The organism is Kitasatospora sp. NPDC048662, from assembly GCF_055587065.1.
Genome location: NZ_JBVJHA010000002.1, coordinates 724,868 through 740,993, shown reverse-complemented (window position 1 = coordinate 740,993; position 16,126 = coordinate 724,868). Strand labels below are relative to the sequence as shown.

Annotated in this window: 12 protein-coding genes; 5 read left to right on the top strand and 7 right to left on the bottom strand. The window is 72.3% G+C overall.

Annotated features, from left to right (window positions below):
- Nucleotides 1-5 precede the first annotated feature (5 nt).
- Both murJ and ACZ6R9_RS09285 read right to left on the bottom strand, forming a co-directional pair.
- Complete coding sequence (gene murJ / locus ACZ6R9_RS09290) at nt 6-2,180, bottom strand: murein biosynthesis integral membrane protein MurJ (RefSeq protein WP_465537408.1); 2,175 nt, start codon at nt 2,178-2,180, stop codon at nt 6-8.
- 316 nt (nt 2,181-2,496) lie between these two features.
- Nucleotides 2,497-3,309: a phosphatase PAP2 family protein gene (locus ACZ6R9_RS09285; RefSeq protein WP_380479586.1), complete on the bottom strand. Its 813-nt coding sequence runs from the start codon at nt 3,307-3,309 to the stop codon at nt 2,497-2,499.
- A 323-nt stretch (nt 3,310-3,632) separates the two neighbouring features.
- On the opposite strand from ACZ6R9_RS09285, the gene ACZ6R9_RS09280 reads away from it, so the two are divergent.
- Both ACZ6R9_RS09280 and ACZ6R9_RS09275 read left to right on the top strand, forming a co-directional pair.
- On the top strand, nt 3,633-4,604 hold the full coding sequence (locus ACZ6R9_RS09280) for a sigma-70 family RNA polymerase sigma factor (RefSeq protein ID WP_380479588.1): 972 nt from the start codon (nt 3,633-3,635) through the stop codon (nt 4,602-4,604).
- 60 nt (nt 4,605-4,664) lie between these two features.
- Complete coding sequence (locus ACZ6R9_RS09275; RefSeq protein ID WP_465537405.1) at nt 4,665-4,844, top strand: hypothetical protein; 180 nt, start codon at nt 4,665-4,667, stop codon at nt 4,842-4,844.
- 11 nt (nt 4,845-4,855) lie between these two features.
- Here the strand turns inward: ACZ6R9_RS09275 and mscL are convergent, their stop codons facing one another.
- The 4 genes from mscL to ACZ6R9_RS09255 form a co-directional block, all read right to left on the bottom strand.
- Nucleotides 4,856-5,269, bottom strand: coding sequence for a large conductance mechanosensitive channel protein MscL (gene mscL, locus ACZ6R9_RS09270; RefSeq protein WP_380479591.1), 414 nt, complete (start codon nt 5,267-5,269; stop codon nt 4,856-4,858).
- Between the two features lie 578 nt (nt 5,270-5,847).
- Nucleotides 5,848-6,138, bottom strand: a complete 291-nt coding sequence (locus tag ACZ6R9_RS09265) for an FmdB family zinc ribbon protein (protein ID WP_465537403.1) — start codon at nt 6,136-6,138, stop codon at nt 5,848-5,850.
- Between the two features lie 94 nt (nt 6,139-6,232).
- Nucleotides 6,233-7,525 (bottom strand): MFS transporter, encoded by a 1,293-nt coding sequence (locus ACZ6R9_RS09260; protein WP_465537401.1) that lies wholly within the window; start codon nt 7,523-7,525, stop codon nt 6,233-6,235.
- Nucleotides 7,526-7,730: 205 nt separating this feature from the next.
- The gene (locus ACZ6R9_RS09255) at nt 7,731-9,251 is read right to left on the bottom strand and encodes a potassium/proton antiporter (protein WP_380479599.1); all 1,521 of its coding nucleotides are present in this window, start codon (nt 9,249-9,251) and stop codon (nt 7,731-7,733) included.
- A 216-nt stretch (nt 9,252-9,467) separates the two neighbouring features.
- Here ACZ6R9_RS09255 and ACZ6R9_RS09250 point away from each other — a divergent pair, with 216 nt between their 5' ends.
- Nucleotides 9,468-12,212: a penicillin acylase family protein gene (locus ACZ6R9_RS09250; RefSeq protein ID WP_380479601.1), complete on the top strand. Its 2,745-nt coding sequence runs from the start codon at nt 9,468-9,470 to the stop codon at nt 12,210-12,212.
- A 1,422-nt stretch (nt 12,213-13,634) separates the two neighbouring features.
- Here ACZ6R9_RS09250 and ACZ6R9_RS09245 read toward each other — a convergent pair.
- The gene (locus ACZ6R9_RS09245) at nt 13,635-14,231 is read right to left on the bottom strand and encodes a 5-formyltetrahydrofolate cyclo-ligase (protein WP_380479602.1); all 597 of its coding nucleotides are present in this window, start codon (nt 14,229-14,231) and stop codon (nt 13,635-13,637) included.
- Nucleotides 14,232-14,291: 60 nt separating this feature from the next.
- On the opposite strand from ACZ6R9_RS09245, the gene ACZ6R9_RS09240 reads away from it, so the two are divergent.
- Both ACZ6R9_RS09240 and galU read left to right on the top strand, forming a co-directional pair.
- On the top strand, nt 14,292-15,131 hold the full coding sequence (locus ACZ6R9_RS09240; RefSeq protein WP_380479604.1) for a GGDEF domain-containing protein: 840 nt from the start codon (nt 14,292-14,294) through the stop codon (nt 15,129-15,131).
- 57 nt (nt 15,132-15,188) lie between these two features.
- The gene (galU, locus tag ACZ6R9_RS09235) at nt 15,189-16,109 is read left to right on the top strand and encodes a UTP--glucose-1-phosphate uridylyltransferase GalU (protein ID WP_380479606.1); all 921 of its coding nucleotides are present in this window, start codon (nt 15,189-15,191) and stop codon (nt 16,107-16,109) included.
- Nucleotides 16,110-16,126: the final 17 nt, after the last annotated feature.

Below are 16,126 nucleotides of genomic sequence, written 5' to 3'. Positions count from 1 at the left end.
CCGGCCTATCGCCGGTGCTTGCCCCCGCCGGCCGGTGCCGGCGTCGGGTACGGGATCCGCAGCTTGCGGGCGAACGGCGCCACCGACGCCCCCACGCCCAGCGGACGGGCCAGCACGAACAGCGACAGCAGCACTGCCAGCGAGCCCGCCGCCAGCCCCACCAGACTGCCGAACAGGCTCTCGCCGAACTGCCCCGCCAGCCAGTGTGCGGCGAACGCGCCCGGCAGGCACGCCACGATCAGGCCCAGGTGCAGGGTCACCAGCCGGAAGCCCTCCAGCCCACTGCCGCGCCGCCCGCGCCGCACACCCAGGTCCACGGTGGCGTTCGCACCCGGCGCGAAGGCGTCGGTGCGCAGCACCATCGTCGAGTCCGGCTCCGCGTTCGCAGGGGCGGGCGCGGCAGCCGGGGGAGCGCCCTTCGCCAGCCGGCGGCCCAGCGCGATGCCGGTCACGGCCACCGACAGGATCGCGGCCGCCGTGTGCGCCACCGCCATGCCGATCACCTTGTTCTGGAGCGGCAGCGTCTCGTACGCCACCCAGCACAGCGCGGCATTCGTGCCGGTGGACGCCAGGGTCAGCCAGAACGGCGTCCGGGCGTCGCCCATCGCGTAGAAGCCGCGGGCCAGGCCGTACTGGGCGCAGAACGCGGGCAGGCCGATCGCGAAGGCCATCAGCAGCTGGCCCACCACCATGGCGTCGTCGTGCACGGTCTTCCCGGAGCCGTAGCCGTACGCGGCCATTGCGATCTGCGATCCCAGCGCGAAGAACAGCACGGCGGCGGTCACCACCATCGCCGCCGAGGAGCGCAGCACCGCCGACAGGTCCTCGCCGATCTTCCGGTAGTCGCCCGCGGTCGCGGACCGCGACATGCTCGGCAGCAGCGCCGTCACCAGCGACACCGTGATCACGCCCTGCGGGACCACGAACAGCGCGTAGGCGTTGTTGTAGGCGGAGAAGCCACGGCCGCCCAGGATGCCCGCGTCGTGCGCCGCCTTGCCCGCACCGGTGCTCAAGCTGGTGATCACCGCGAAGGACAGCTGGGTGGCCGCCACCAGGGCCAGCGCCCAGCCCGCCGCGCGCAGCGGCCGGGTGAGGCCCGCGCCTCGCCAGTCGAAACGCGGCCGGAAAGTGAAACCGGCCGAGCGCAGCGAGGGCAGCAGCGCGGCGGCCTGCACCACGATGCCCAGCGTCGAGCCGACACCCAGCAGCAACGCGTCACTGCTGCTCACGTCCTCGGCCGCGTACGCGTGGTGCCCCATCGCGAGGTAGCCGCCGAACACACCGATCGCCACCACGTTGTTCAGCACCGGGGTCCACATCATGGCGCCGAACCGGTCACGGGCGTTCAGCACCTGCCCGAGCAGGGTGAACACGCCGTAGAAGAAGATCTGCGGCAGGCAGTAGCGGGCGAAGGTGATCGCCAGCTCGCGTTGTACCCCGTCGAAATCGGAGTAGAGATCGACGATCTGCGGGGCGAACAGCCAGGCACCGAGCGTCAGCACCACCAGGATCGTCCCGCACAGGGTCAACAGCCGGTCGGTGTAGGCCTGGCCGCCGTCCTTGTGGGTCTGCATCGCGTGCACCAGCTCCGGCACGAACACCGAGGCCAGCACACCGCCGATCAGCATCATGTAGACGATGTTCGGCAGCGAGTTCGCCACGTTGAACGCCTCACCGGCCGGGCCGGTGGTCAGCGCCGCCACGATCACCGCGCTGCGCACGAAGCCCAGCGCCCGGGACGCCAGCGAGCCGAGCGCCATGATCAGGCCGTTGCGGCCGGTGGACGCGGCAGGCTTCTTGGCCTCGGGCTTCGGGTCCTGCTCCTCGCTCGCCCGCGGCGGCGGCACCGGCACCGGCACCGGCGTCGGGGCCTGCGGCGGGGGCGGCGGGTAACCGACCTGGCCGTACTGGTCGAACTGCTCGGGGATCCGGCCGAGCTGCACGGTCGGTGGGTCCTGCGGAACGTACGGGCCACCCTGCGGAACGTACGGGCCGCCCTGCGGCGGGTACTGGCCACCGTGCGGCGGGTACTGGCCGTTCTGTTGGGGGTGCTGGCCACCCTGCTGGGGGTGCTGGCCACCCTGCGGGGGGTACGGGCCGCCGTGCTGCGGATACGGGCCGCGCTGCTGGGCGTACGGATCGTACGGGTCGGTCGGGCCGTCAGCGGTGTGCATGGTCATCGGACCCCCCGTCGATCGGTGCCCGTCCGGCGTTGCGTGGGAAAAATTCAGGAGAAGTGCGGGAGAACGGTCTGGTCCGTCCGCCGACTGCCGGTTGCAGGGTGCACCCAGCCGCAGAAGTCTGCCGTAACTCGGCACCCGATGGGGAGTCGGGTGCCGCCCGGGGGCCTGCCGAGCCCGTCGCGGTGCGCGTCCGGAGCTTGTGGCGGGTCGGCCGTCGGGCGCCGTTTCCGCCCGGAAACATGCGGAATGCCGCCCACGCCCGTTCCCTCCCCCGGAGCGCCCGGATGCGGAGTGTGACGTTGCTCACGGACCGTCAGGAGTGGCCCGGGTCGCCGTCCGCCTCGACCGGCAGCGGCGGGGCCAGCACCCGCTGCACCCGGGGCCGCAGCCGCCAGCGCAGTCGGCGGACGTCCCGGCCGAGCCGGCCCGGCAGCCAGAGTTCCACCGCCAGCGTCACCCCGGCCAGCACCGTGGCCGCCGCCGCCCAGCCGGCCAGCACGTCACTGGGGTAGTGCACGCCCAGTGCGAGCCTGGTCCAGCCGACGCCCAGCACGGTGAACGCGGCGCCGGCGCCCGCTACCGCCCGCACCGCGCGGTCCGCGCGCGGCCACAGCAGGACCAGTAGCGCCCCGCAGGCCACCGCCGAGGCGATCGCGTGCCCGGAGGGGAAGCCCGCGCCGGAGCCCACCGCGACCGGGTCGGCGAAGTGCGGCCGGGCCCGGCCGATCAGCGCCCGGCCCGCCCCGCTGACCGTCCAGCCCAGCAGGCCCACCGCGAGCACCCAGCCGGCCAGCACCCGGGCGCGCACGCACCACAGCCACAGCGCGGCCGCGCCGAGCAGGGCGCGCATCGTCCACGGGGCGCCGATGTCGGCCAGCGTCTGCATGGCCGCCGTCCACACCGGGTGCCGCAGCGCGTACCGGTGCAGCGCCGCCACCCAGCCGCGGTCCAGCCGGTCCAGTGGCGACCAGCCGGCTTTCACCAGGACCAGCAGCACCGTGAAGAGCAGCAGACCCGTCAGCCCGATCCAGGCACAACGGAGCAGTGTCCGGCGTTGAACCGGTGAGCGGCGGCGTCCGGCCGGGGGTCGGTCGGCCGCCGGGGAGCCATCGGTGGACTGGTGCATGACAGTCACCTTCCCAGCGGCGGGAGGCGAACCGGCGGTCCCGCGATAGCGATTCGGCATCGGTTGTGCGGATGTGTCGCGAAGGCCCCGCGCCGGTTCGGTGGCGGCGAGTGGACGCGGGGTGTGCAAACCGCGTCACGCTGCGTGTATCGGTCGGATGAAAATCGGCAGGATACTGCATGGCTCACGAAAAGCTGAGCCACTTGGGAATGTTGTCCGATTTCTGTGCGTTGGATCGTTACGTGTGAGCCTGGAACTGGCCCACACGGTTGTGCCAGGCGGCGGAACGGAGCGCCCCCGGCATCGTCAGTGAGGGAGCAAGCATGGCCACCCGTGCCGTCGTACGCGACAGGGCCGATCGGACTCGCACCGCCCGCCCGACCAACCTGGAAGCCGACCGCGACCTGGTCGGTATGTACCTCGACGAAATCGCCAGGACGCCCCTGCTCGACGCCGCCGAGGAGGTCGAGCTGTCCCTGCGCATCGAGGCCGGGGTCTTCGCCCAGCACCTGCTGGACGAGGAGGAGCAGCTCGACGGCGCCAGCACGGAGGAGCTCCGCGCGATAGCCGACGACGCCGAGCGCGCCAAGGACGTCTTCATCCGCTCCAACCTGCGCCTGGTGGTCGCCGTCGCCCGCCGCTACCCGCGCAGCGGCCTCCCCCTGCTCGACCTGATCCAGGAGGGCAACGCCGGCCTGGTCCGCGCGGTGGAGAAGTTCGACTACTCCAAGGGCTTCAAGTTCTCCACCTACGCGACATGGTGGATCCGCCAGGCGATCACCCGCTCGATCGCCGACCAGTCCCGCACCATCCGGCTTCCCGTCCACCTGGTCGAGGAGCTCGGCCGGATCCGCCGGGTGCAGCGCGAGAAGTCCAAGGAGCTGGGCCGCGAGGCCGAGCCCGCCGAGATCGCCGCCGAGCTGGACACCACCGAGCAGCGGATCAAGGACGTACTGGACTGGGCCCGTGACCCGGTCAGCCTGAACATGGCGGTCGACGACGAGGGCGAGACCCAGTTCGGAGACCTGGTGGAGGACACCGGAGCCGTCTCCCCGGAGGACGCCGTGCTGGTGATGCTCCGCCGCGAGGAGCTGGACGACCTGATCGGCCGCCTCGACGACCGCACCGCCTCCATCATCCGCAGCCGCTACGGCATGGAGGACGGCCGTGAGCGGACGCTGACCGAGGTCGGCAAGCAGCACGGCCTGACGCGCGAGCGGATCCGGCAGATCGAGAAGCACGCGCTGGCCGAACTGAAGAAGATCGCCGACCACGCGGGCTTCGAAGCCGCCTGAGTCCGAGCCCCGGCCGCCGGGCGCCCCCGCGGGGGTGCCCGGCGGTTCTACAGTGGACGGATGACCGAGCAGGACAAGACTGAGCAGGAAAAGAACAGGCCCGCGCCGCGACTGGTCTTCAAGGACCCGTTCGAGCAGCAGACCAGCGACGACACCGACCGCGGCTGGGGCGACTCGTCGGGCGGCCGTGGGCTGGACTGGTACCTCGACCAGCGGCCCCCGCACCACGGCGAGAAGTAGCGGCGCAGCCCTCAGCGGCTGACCAGCGCGTCGCGGATCTCGGTGAGCAGCTGGACCTCCTTCACCTCGGCCTCCAGCGCCTCCTCCTCCGGCGTCCTGCGCTTCTCCAGGAAGTGGTTCATCGGCAGGATGATCAGGAAGTACACGACGGCGGCGATGATGATGAAGCTGATCACGGCACTGATCACCGAGCCCCAGAGGATGAAGATGCCGGAGGTCACGTTGCCGTTCGCGTCCATCGAGCACGGCCCCCGGAGACAGGACGCGTAGCTGTTCAAGTCCTTGGTGCCGATCAGTCCGATCAGCGGGTTGATGACGCCCTTGACGAACGTGTTGACGACGTTGGTGATGGCCGCACCGATGACGACGGCGACGGCCAGGTCCACGACGTTGCCGCGGAGCAGGAATTCCTTGAAGCCTTTCATGCCGCGTCGAACGGCGGCAGTACGCGAAGGTCACGGGTGAATCCACACCCCTTCGGTTGACGCCGGGGGGCATCCGGTGGCCCCCTGCCCGGGCGGCGGGGCGGGCCGCAGCGGCCCCGAGGTGAATGCGGCGGCCAGCGCCAGACAGACCACCGCGAGCAGGCCGGGACGCCGGCGCACGACCTGCCGCAAGCGGTGGCGGCCCCGCTCGGTGCCCCGGATCGGCGGAAAGTCGGGCACTTCGCGGCGCGGCGGCACCGGCGCGGCGGGCATCGGGGGAAGCACGAAAGCGGTCATGGCGGCAGGCCCTTCCTCAGGAACGACGGCCCCGGCCGGGGCCGCGGCAGCCATCCTGCGCCCGCCCCTCGGCCCTCGCCCGCCGATTTCCCCACCCTGTGGAAAACCCCGCCCTGTGGATAACCGCCATCACCCGCAGGGCTGAACCACTGTGCCGTTCGGAGTACACCCCGTGACCACCGCGCCCCACCGCCCGGAGGAACCCGCGTAACCGCCCGGACACGCCAAACAGGCCCCGCCCGGGTCGAACCGGGCGGGGCCTGCTGCGCTGCGTCAGATGATCAGCTCGCGGCCGGGGCGGAGCTGGTGCTGGTCGACGACGACGCGGTGGACGAAGAGGTCGAGGAGCCCGACGAGGACGAGGCCGACGAGGAGCTCAGCGAGCTGCTGGAGCTGGAGCGGCTGTCGGTGCGGTAGAAGCCGGAGCCCTTGAAGACCACGCCCACGGCCGAGAAGACCTTACGGAGCTTCCCCTGGCAGTCGGGGCACGTGGTCAGCGCGTCGTCGCTGAACTTCTGCACCGCCTCGAGGCCGTTGCCGCACTCGGTGCACTGGTACTGGTACGTGGGCACTTTCCGCTTCCTCCTGCACTCCCCCTGGCACTCTCACGCTACGAGTGCTAACAACGGTCCATGATGCGGCATTCCGCTGGTGGAGTCCAGCGGCTCAGCCGTGGTGGCCCGCTCCGGCCGGCTCCTGGCGGACGGCGGCGCCGTGGACCACCGTACGGCTGCGGGGGGCCGGGGCGAGCAGCAGGCCGCGCATCGTGACGAGCGCCACCAGGCCGAGGCCGGAGCCGATCAGCGCGACGGTGAAGCCCAGCGAGGGCCCGGAGTGGTCGATCAGCTGCCCGGCGGCGGTGGAGCCGATCGCCAGGCCGAGGCCGATGGCGCCGGTGAGCCAGGTGAATGCCTCGGTCTTGGCGCCGTCCGCGACCAGGGTCTCCACCAGGGTGTAGCCGGTGATCAGGCTGGGGGCGATGGCCAGGCCGCAGAACAGGCCGGCGATGGCCAGCGAGAGCAGGTTCGGCATCGCCCAGAGGGTGGAGCAGCCGAGCACCAGCAGCGCATAGCAGGCGAGCATCCGTTGCCGGGCCGAGCTGCGCCAGGGGATCAGGCCGTAGAGCACGCCGGCGATCATCGAGCCGGCCGCGAACAGGCCGTAGACGGGGCCGCTGAGGCCGGGGGTGCCGGCGTCCTCGGCGAAGGCGGTGATGGAGACCTGGAGCGCGCCGAAGACGGTGCCGAGGCCGAGGAACCCGCCGGCCAGCAGGCGCACACCGGGGGAGGCCAGCGCGGAGGCGCGGCGCAGGCCGGGGGCGGTGGGGCCGCTGGGGGTGGGGGCGGTGCCGCGGCGGGCGGCGAAGGCCAGGCCGCCGAGCACGGTGAGGGCGGCCTCGGCGATCAGCCCGGCGGACGGGTTGACCGCGGTGGCGACGCCGGTGGCCAGCACCGGGCCGACCACGAAGGTGAACTCGTCGGTGACGGACTCGAAGGCGAAGGCGGTGTTCAGCAGCGCGGGCTGCTGGTTCAGCCGGTTCACCCAGCGGGCCCGGACCATGGCGCCGACCTGCGGCACGGAGGCACCGGCCGGGGCGGCGGCGAGGAACAGCGTCCAGTCGGGGGCGCCGCCGTGGGCGAGCGCGATCAGCGCGCCCACCGCGGCGGCGTGCACCAGGACGGCGGGGACCAGCACGGCGGCCTGGCCGTGCCGGTCGGCGAGCCGGCCGGTCTGCGGGCCGATCAGGGCCTGCGAGACGGCGGCGGTCGCGGCGACCGCGCCGGCCAGGCCGTAGGAGCCGGTGGTGTCGCGCACCAGCAGCACGATGCCGAGGCCGAGCATGGCGTACGGCAGTCGGGCGACCAGGGCGGGGAGCAGGAAGGTCCAGGCACGGGGGGTGCGCAGCAGGGCCCCGTAGCCGTTGGGGGTGGTGTCGTCGACCGGTCGGCGGGCCGCCACGGTCGTCCTCTCTGCTGCCTGGTAGCGCGGGACCGGGCACATACGGAGGGACCGGACCGGCGCCGAGAGTCGTCCTCTCGCGCGTCGACCGGGGTTGTTACCGGGCCCGGGCGGTGCGCCTCGGGGCCCGGCCGCCGAGCGGTCGCGCCGACTCTGCATCAGGCAGATGCGGGGGAATCGGGGTTTCAGCCTTCAGCTTAGCGGTTCAGCCCGCTTTCCTTCTGGGAACGGAAGGTGAAGCTTCCGCATTGTGCAGCCAGCCGGCCAGCTTTCCGCCCTGGTCGACGGCGCGCAGCCGACGTTCGGCGGCCTCCGAGACCTCGTCGGTGGTGACCACCAGCAGTTCGTCGCCCTCGCGCAGCACCGTCATCCGGTCGGGCACGAAGCTGGAGCCCTCGCGGACCACCAGGGTGACGGCGGCGCCCTTGGGCAGGCGCAGCTCGGAGACCTCGACGCCGGACATCAGGGAGCCGGGGGCCAGCGGCACGGACAGCAGGTGGCCGTGCAGCTTCTCCAGCGGGGCGGACTCGATGTCCAGGTCCTGGCCGATGTCGCCCTCGCCGATCTTCAGCCAGCGGGCGACCACCGGCAGCGTCGGGCCCTGGAGCAGGGTGAAGACCACGACCAGGATGAACACCACGTTGAACAGCTGCTCGGCGTCGGACACGCCGGACACCAGCGGGATGGTGGCGAGCACGATGGGCACGGCGCCGCGCAGTCCGGCCCAGGAGAGCAGGGCCTGCTCCTGCCAGGGGATCCGGAACGGCGTCATGCTGACCAGCACCGACAGCGGCCGGGCGATGAACACCAGCACGGCACCGGCCACCAGGCCCGGAATGATCGCCGAGCCCATGGTCGCGGGGGTGACCAGCAGGCCGAGCAGCACGAACATGCCGATCTGGCCGATCCAGGCGAGTCCGTCGGCGAAGCCGCGCACCGCGGGGCCGTGCGGCAGCTTGGAGTTCCCGAGGATCACCGAGGCGAGGTACGCGGCCAGGAAGCCGGAGGCGTGCAGCAGCGCGCCGCCCGCGTAGGCGAACACGATCAGCCCGAGCACCGCGATCGGGTACAGGCCGGAGGAGGGCAGCGCGATCCGGCGCATCGCGTACGCGCCGAGCTTGCCGACCGCGAGGCCGACGGCCGCGCCGATCACCAGTTCCAGCGCGATGGTGCCGACCAGCTCGTACCAGGGGGCGAGTTCGCCGGTGGTGGCGAAGGCAACCACCAGGATCACCACGGGCGCGTCGTTGAAGCCGGACTCGGCCTCCAGCAGGCCGGTGAGCCGCTTGGGCAGCGGGACGGTCCGCAGCACCGAGAAGACGGCGGCGGCGTCGGTGGAGGAGACGATCGCGCCGAGCAGCAGCGCGGTGCGCCACTCCAGGCCGACCAGCCAGTGTGCGCCGGCGGCGGTGACGAACACCGAGACGGCGACGCCCACGGTGGCGAGCACAGCGGCGGCGGGTACGACCGGTTTGATCGCCTTCCAGCTGGTTTTGAGTCCGCCCTCGGCGAGGATGACCACCAGGGCCGCGTAGCCCAGGACCTGGGTGAGTTCGGCGTTGTTGAAGCTTATGCCGATGCCGTTCTGACCCAGGGCGACGCCGATGCCGAGGTACAGCAGCAGTGACGGCAGTCCCGTCCGGGTGGAGAGCCTGACGGCGCCGACGGCGACGAGCAGGATGACGGCGGACTCGAGAAGCAGCTCGTTCAGGTGGTCAACGGTCACGCAGGGGCACCTCGGGCAGGAAGGGCGGCTGACGGATCGTTACTCAGTCTAACATTTTACTTGATCTTTACGCTACTCCCTGCTTTCCGCCCGGCCCGGTAGGGTCCGAACCACGCCGTCGCAGCCCTGCCGGTGTCCCCCGTGCACGGCTGCCGGTGCCGTCGCCCTAATGTGGTGACCTGTCACGGCCGCACGCTCCCTCATACAAGGACTCGGATGCCCCGCTCGAAGAAGTTCCGGCGCGCACGTCTGATCGTGATCCTGCTGGCCGTGCTGCTGGTGGCGGGTCTGGCCGGCGGCGGCTGGTGGGCAGTGGACACCGTCCGCTCCTCGTTCCCGCAGGTCAGCGGCACCGTCGCGGTTCCCGGCATGTCCGCCCCGGTGGACGTGGTGCGCGACGACAAGGGCATCCCGCAGCTGTACGCCGACACCGACGCCGACCTGTTCCGCGCCCAGGGCTACGTCCAGGCGCAGGACCGGTTCTGGGAGATGGACGTCCGACGGCACGTCACCGCCGGCCGGCTCTCCGAGATGTTCGGCTCCGGCACGGTGGAGAAGGACAGCTTCCTGCGCACCATGGGCTGGCGTCAGGTGGCCCAGAAGGAGTGGGACACCACGCTCTCCGAGGAGACCAAGCGCAACCTGACGGCCTACACCGAGGGCGTCAACGCCTGGCTCGCCGAGCACCCCGGCGGGGCTGGCGCCTCGGTCGAGTACGCGCTGCTCGGCGCCGTCAACTCCGGCTACACACCCGAGAAGTGGGACCCGGTCGACTCGGTGGCCTGGCTGAAGGCGATGGCCTGGAGCCTGTCCGGCAACATGCAGGAGGAGATCGACCGCTCGCTGCTGACGCAGAACTTCACCACCGAGCAGATCGCCCAGCTCTACCCGGACTACCCGTACGACCGCAACGGCACCATCGTGAAGACCGGCAAGGTCGGCGCGGACGGCACCTACGCCCCCGGCGAGGGCACCACCCTGCCCGCCCAGCCCGGCAGTGCCGCCCCCGTGAACACCGCTCAGGCCCGGGCCGCCACCCAGCAGCTGCTCGGCGACCTGTCCGGCAAGATGGGCGAGATGCCGCAGCTGCTCGGCCCCAACGGGCAGGGCATCGGCTCCAACTCCTGGGTCGTCTCCGGCGCCAACACCACCACCGGCAAGCCGATGCTGGCCAACGACCCGCACCTCGGCCCCGGCATGCCGTCGATCTGGTACCAGATGGGCCTGCACTGCCGCAGCGCCTCCGCCGCCTGCACCTACGACACGGCCGGCTACACCTTCGCGGGCATGCCCGGTGTCGTCATCGGCCACAACAAGGACATCGCCTGGGGCTTCACCAACCTCGGCGCCGACGTCACCGACCTGTACCTGGAGAAGGTCACCGGCCCCGACACCTACCTGCTCGACGGCAAGGAGGTGAAGTTCACCGTCCGCAAGGAGACCATCAAGGTCGCCGGCGGCGCGGACCGCACCATCACCGTCCGCACCACGCAGGACGGCATGCCGATGATCTCCGACCAGTCCTCCGAGGAGCAGAAGGTCGGCACCGCCGCCCCCGCCGGCAACGCCGCCCCCGACCGGGCGGCCGGCTACGGCGTCGCGCTGCGCTGGACCGCGCTCGTCCCCGGCAAGACCATGGACGCCGTCTTCAAGCTCGACAAGGCCGCCGACTTCACCACCTTCCGCGCCGCCGCGCAGGACTTCGCCGTCCCCGCGCAGAACCTCATCTACGCCGACACCAAGGGCAACATCGGCTACCAGGCCCCCGGCCTGATCCCCGTCCGCGGCAAGGGCGACGGCCGCTACCCCGCCCCGGGCTGGGACTCCACCTACGCCTGGAACGCGAACTACCTGCCGTTCAAGTCGCTGCCCTACGCGTACAACCCGCCCGAGGGCTACATCGTGACGGCCAACCAGGCCGTCGTGGACGACACCTACAAGCCGCTGCTCACCAAGGACTGGGAGTACGGCACCCGCGCCAAGGAGATCAACGACCAGATCCAGGCCAAGCTGAAGAACGGCGGCAAGATCTCCCTCAACGACATGCAGTCCATGCAGATGGACAACACCGCCGTGCTCGCCAAGGAACTCGTCCCGCTGCTGCTCAAGGTCAAGATCAACGACCCGTACGTGCGCGAGGCCCAGGACCTGCTGAAGGACTGGAACTTCCACCAGGACGCCGACTCCGCCGCCGCCGCGTACTACAACGGCGTCTGGCGGGCCATGCTCACGCTCTCCTTCGGCCAGAAGTTCCCGGCCGACCTGCGCGTCGAGGGCGACTGCCTGCTGGTCCGCCAGAAGCGTGACAACACGCTCCCCGACGACGCGCTCGGCGGCGCCGCACAGGCCGTCACCGAGTGCGGCACCCGCAAGCCCTCGCTGGCCCAGCCCGACGGCGGCGACCGCTGGATGGAGGTCGTCCGCCAGCAGCTCGCCAACCCCAAGTCGCCCTGGTGGGACTACATCGACTCCAACCACCAGCAGCAGCACGGCCTGGACAACCTGCTCGCCGAGGCCCTCAAGGACGCCCGCCAGGACCTCACCTCGCGGCTCGGCAAGGACATCTCCACCTGGAGCTGGGGCCGACTCCACCAGCTGACCCTGCAGGAGCCCACGCTCGGCACGGACGACTCCTCGATCGCCTCCACCGCCGTCCACAAGATGCTCAACCGGGGCCCCTACAAGATGTCCGGCGGCAGCGCCGCGGTCGACGCCACCGGCTGGAACTCCGCCGCCGGCTACGACGTCACCTGGATCCCCTCGATGCGCATGGTCGTCGACCTCAGCGACTTCGACGCCTCCCGCTGGATCAACGTCGGCGGCGCCTCCGGCCACGCCTTCCACCCCAACTACAACGACCAGACCGCGCTCTGGTCCAAGGGCGAACTCCTTCCCTGGTCCTACACCAAGGACGCCGTCACCAAATCCGGCAAGAACACCCTCACCCTCACCGCCGGCTGACAGCCCCCTGCCCCCATCGAGGCGGACCCCCCACGCCAAGGGGGGTCCGCCTCCGGCACATTCCGCCTGCGGCGGGCCGGACGTCCGACGGAGCCTGCCTCCGGCGTCTTCCGGAGGTCCGTCGGGGAGGGGAGCTCCAGTGAGTGCCTCGCGGGCGGCCCCGCGTCGGTCCGGGGCCCCGCCCGTGGCAGCCAGTCCTGCCACGACCCGGGCGGACTCCGACGCGCGCCGCCTCCGGCGGTTTCCCTGGGCCCCGCCGGAGAACAGCCGGGCCTTGCGGGCGGCGACTCCCGCCCGTGGGGGGCCTCGGCCGGCGCTTCGTGAGCGGCGATCAGCGTTGGTCCGGCTTCCCTGTTCGTGGGGCGGCTGCCCGTGGGCAGGGCGGTGTCGGCCCCGGGCCCCGCCAAGCGCCCCGCATGCGGCGGGCCGGTCATGCCAACCGACCCGGCCGGACTCCCGCGCGTGCTGCCTCCGGCGGCGTGGGCCCCGCTGGAAGAACAGGCGGGTACCGCGACTCCCGCCTGCGGTGGGGGCAGGCTGGGCCTCGCCCTCGGCCGTTGCCTCGTGAGCGGCGATCAGTGCTGGCCCAGCTCCCCCGTCTGTGGGGCGGTGTCGGCCCGGGGCCCCGCCAAGCGCCCCGCATGCGGCGGGCCGGTCATGCCAACCGACCGGGCCGGACTCCCACGCGTGCTGCCTCCGGCGGTTTCCGTGGGCGCCGCCGGAGAACAGGCGGGCCTTGCGGGCGGCGACTCTCCCGCCTGCGGGAGTGCCGACCCGGGCTTCGTCCTCGGCCCGCGCCTAATGAACGGCGATCAGTGCTGGTCCAGCCCCCTGTCTGTGGGCGGCCGTCCGTGGGCAGGGCTGTGTCGGCACGCCTGCGGCGGGCTGGGTCCTGCCGCGCCCCAGGCGGACTCCCACGGGTGCCGCGTCCGGCGGTTTCCGTGGGGGCCGCCGGAGAACAGGCGGGCCTTGCGGGCGGCGACTCTCCCGCCTGCGGGAGTGCCGACCCGGGCTTCGCGGGCGGGAGCCCGTCCTCGGCCGGTGCCTTGTGAATGGCGACCGGCCCTGGTTCGGCTCCCCTTCCTGTGGGGGAGTGGCGGCTGCCCGTGGCCAGGGCAGTGTCGGCCCCGGGGCGGCGGGCCGGTCCTGCCGCGCCCCGGGCGGACTTCGACGCGTGATGCCTCCGGGGGTTTCCGTGGGCCCCGCCGGAAACCAGGCGGGTGCCACGATTCCCGCCTGCGGGGGCCGCCCTTGGTCGGTGCCGAGTGGGCGGTGATCAGCCCCGGCCCGGCGGGCTGCTCCGGGGCGGGCGGTGGCCGTATCGGGTGTGGCGCACCTGGCGGGCCGCCTGGCGCCGGACCGTATGCGCACCGGAGCCGCCGGGACCAGGCCGTGCGTACCCGGCTCTCCTTTCTCTGCTCCTCAGTCCGCGAAGCGGGTCACGCCGGTCGGGGTGACCACGGCGTGGACGGGGTGGTCATGGGGTTCGGCGGGGAGGGCGGGGAGGAGTTCGTGGGGGTAGAGGAGGGTGGCCAGGAGGGGGTGGGCGCCGGTGCGGGCGAGGCGGGCCAGGACGCGGTCGTAGGAGCCGCCGCCGCGGCCGAGGCGGATGCCGTGGGTGTCGACGGCCAGGCCGGGGAGTAGGACGACGTCGGCTTCGCGGACGGCGTCGGGGCCGAGGCGGGCGGCGAGTGGTTCGAGCAGGCCGCGGGTGGCGGGTGCGAGCCGGGCCTCGCTCTCGTAGGGGGCCCAGTCGAGGTCGTTGTCCGGCATCAGGACCGGCAGCAGCACCCGTGCCCCGGCGGCGGCCAGGGCGGCGAGCAGCGGGCGGGTGCCGGGTTCGGCGCCCACCGAGACGTACGCGGCGACGGTGCCGCCCGGCGGTACCAGCTCCGTCGCGTGCGCCGCCAGGCTCTCGGCGGCCGCGGCCCGCTGCTCCGCGGTGAGGGCCCGCCGTTCGGCGAGCAACCGTGACCTGAGCGCCGCCTTGTCGTTGGACAACTGATCCGCAGACACCATCCGTATCCCTTCAGCTCTGTCATTCGCAGTGACACGAGCCTGACACGTCGAGGCCGCCGCATGTCCACCCCGCTCCTGCTCCAGGCCCTGGCCGTGCTCGGCGCGGCCGCCCCGGTCGCCGCCGGCGCCGCCGCGCTGCGCCGCCGCGGGGCCGGGGCGGCGCACGGCGGCCGGGAGGCGGAACTTCAGGCGAAGATCGCGGAACTGACCGCGGAACGGGACGAGCTGCGCCGCACCGCGTCCTGCGACCCGCTGACCGGGGTGTGGAACTACCGGCACCTCCAGCTCACCCTGGACCAGGAGATCGAACGGGCCCGCCGGGCCGAGGCCACCGCCGTCGATCCGCGTCCGCTGTCGGTGCTGATGGTGGAGCTCGTCGGCTTCGACGCGCTGGTCGCCGAGCACGGCCGCTCACGCGCCAACGGCATGCTGCGGGACCTCGCCCAGCGGCTGGCCGTGGAGATCCGCAGCTGCGACACGCTGGGCCGATACGGCGGCGAGGAGTTCCTGGTGCTGCTGCCCGACACCGCCCCGGAGGGCGCCGCCCAGGTCGCCGAGCGGCTCTGCTGGTCGGTGCGCCGACACCGCCTGACGGACCGCCACCCGGGCGAGCCGGCCGATCCGGAGGCCCGCAGCGGACTGACCGCCGCGATCGGTCTGGCCGTACTGCCCCGGGACGGCGCGCACGCCGCCGTCCTGCTGCGGGCCGCCGACCGTGCGCTCGCCGAGGCCAGGGCGGCCGGCGGCGACTGCTGGCGGCCCGCTCCGTCCGGCCCGTCCGCGTCGAGCGGTCCGGACGTTTCACCGGTGCCCGGTAAGGTGTCTCCCGGCCCCGGCGGGGACTCCCTCACCCCGCACGCGACCACCGTCGGCCCCCATACGACCGGTGACCGGCCCTGACAAACGATTCGCCTGCCTCTCAGCAGGCCGGAATTCCTGCCTTAGTAAGGTCGACGCATGACGAACAAGCACGCCCGCACGCCGGTCACCAAGGCAGTCGTCCCCGCTGCCGGCCTCGGCACCAGGTTCCTCCCCGCCACCAAGGCCACGCCGAAGGAGATGCTCCCGGTCGTCGACAAGCCGGCCATCCAGTACGTCGTGGAGGAGGCCGCCTCGGCCGGACTGTCCGACATACTGATGGTCACCGGTCGCAACAAGCGTGCTCTGGAAGACCACTTCGACCGTGCCTACGAGCTGGAGGAGCTGCTCACCCGCAAGGGCGACCACGACCGGCTGCGCCGCGTCCAGGAGTCCGTGCAGCTGGCCAACATGCACTACGTCCGCCAGGGCGACCCGAAGGGCCTCGGCCACGCCGTCTCGGTCGCCGAACAGCACGTCGCCGGCCAGCCGTTCGCCGTCCTGCTCGGTGACGACCTGATCGACCCCCGGGACCCGCTGCTGGCCCGCATGATCGAGGTGCAGCAGGAACTCGGCGGCTCCGTGGTCGCGCTGATGGAGGTCGACCCCGCGCAGATCCACCTGTACGGCTGCGCCGCCGTCAAGCCCAACGGCTTCGGCGAGGACGTCTTCCAGGTGACCGACCTGGTCGAGAAGCCCGACACCGCCGACGCCCCGTCCAACTACGCGGTCATCGGCCGCTACGTGCTCGACCCGGCCGTCTTCGACGTGCTGCGCGAGACCCCGCCCGGCCGCGGCGGCGAGATCCAGCTGACCGACGCGCTGCGCGAACTCGCCACCCGCGACGAGAACACCGGCGGCCCGGTCTACGGCGTGCTGTTCAAGGGCCGCCGCTACGACACCGGCGACCGCGCCGACTACCTGCGCGCGATCGTCCGGCTGGCCGCCGAGCGCGACGACCTCGGCCCCGAATTCCGGACCTGGCTGCGGCAGTTCGTCGCCGCCGAGATGCAGGGCTGACCCACCACGAAGGCGAG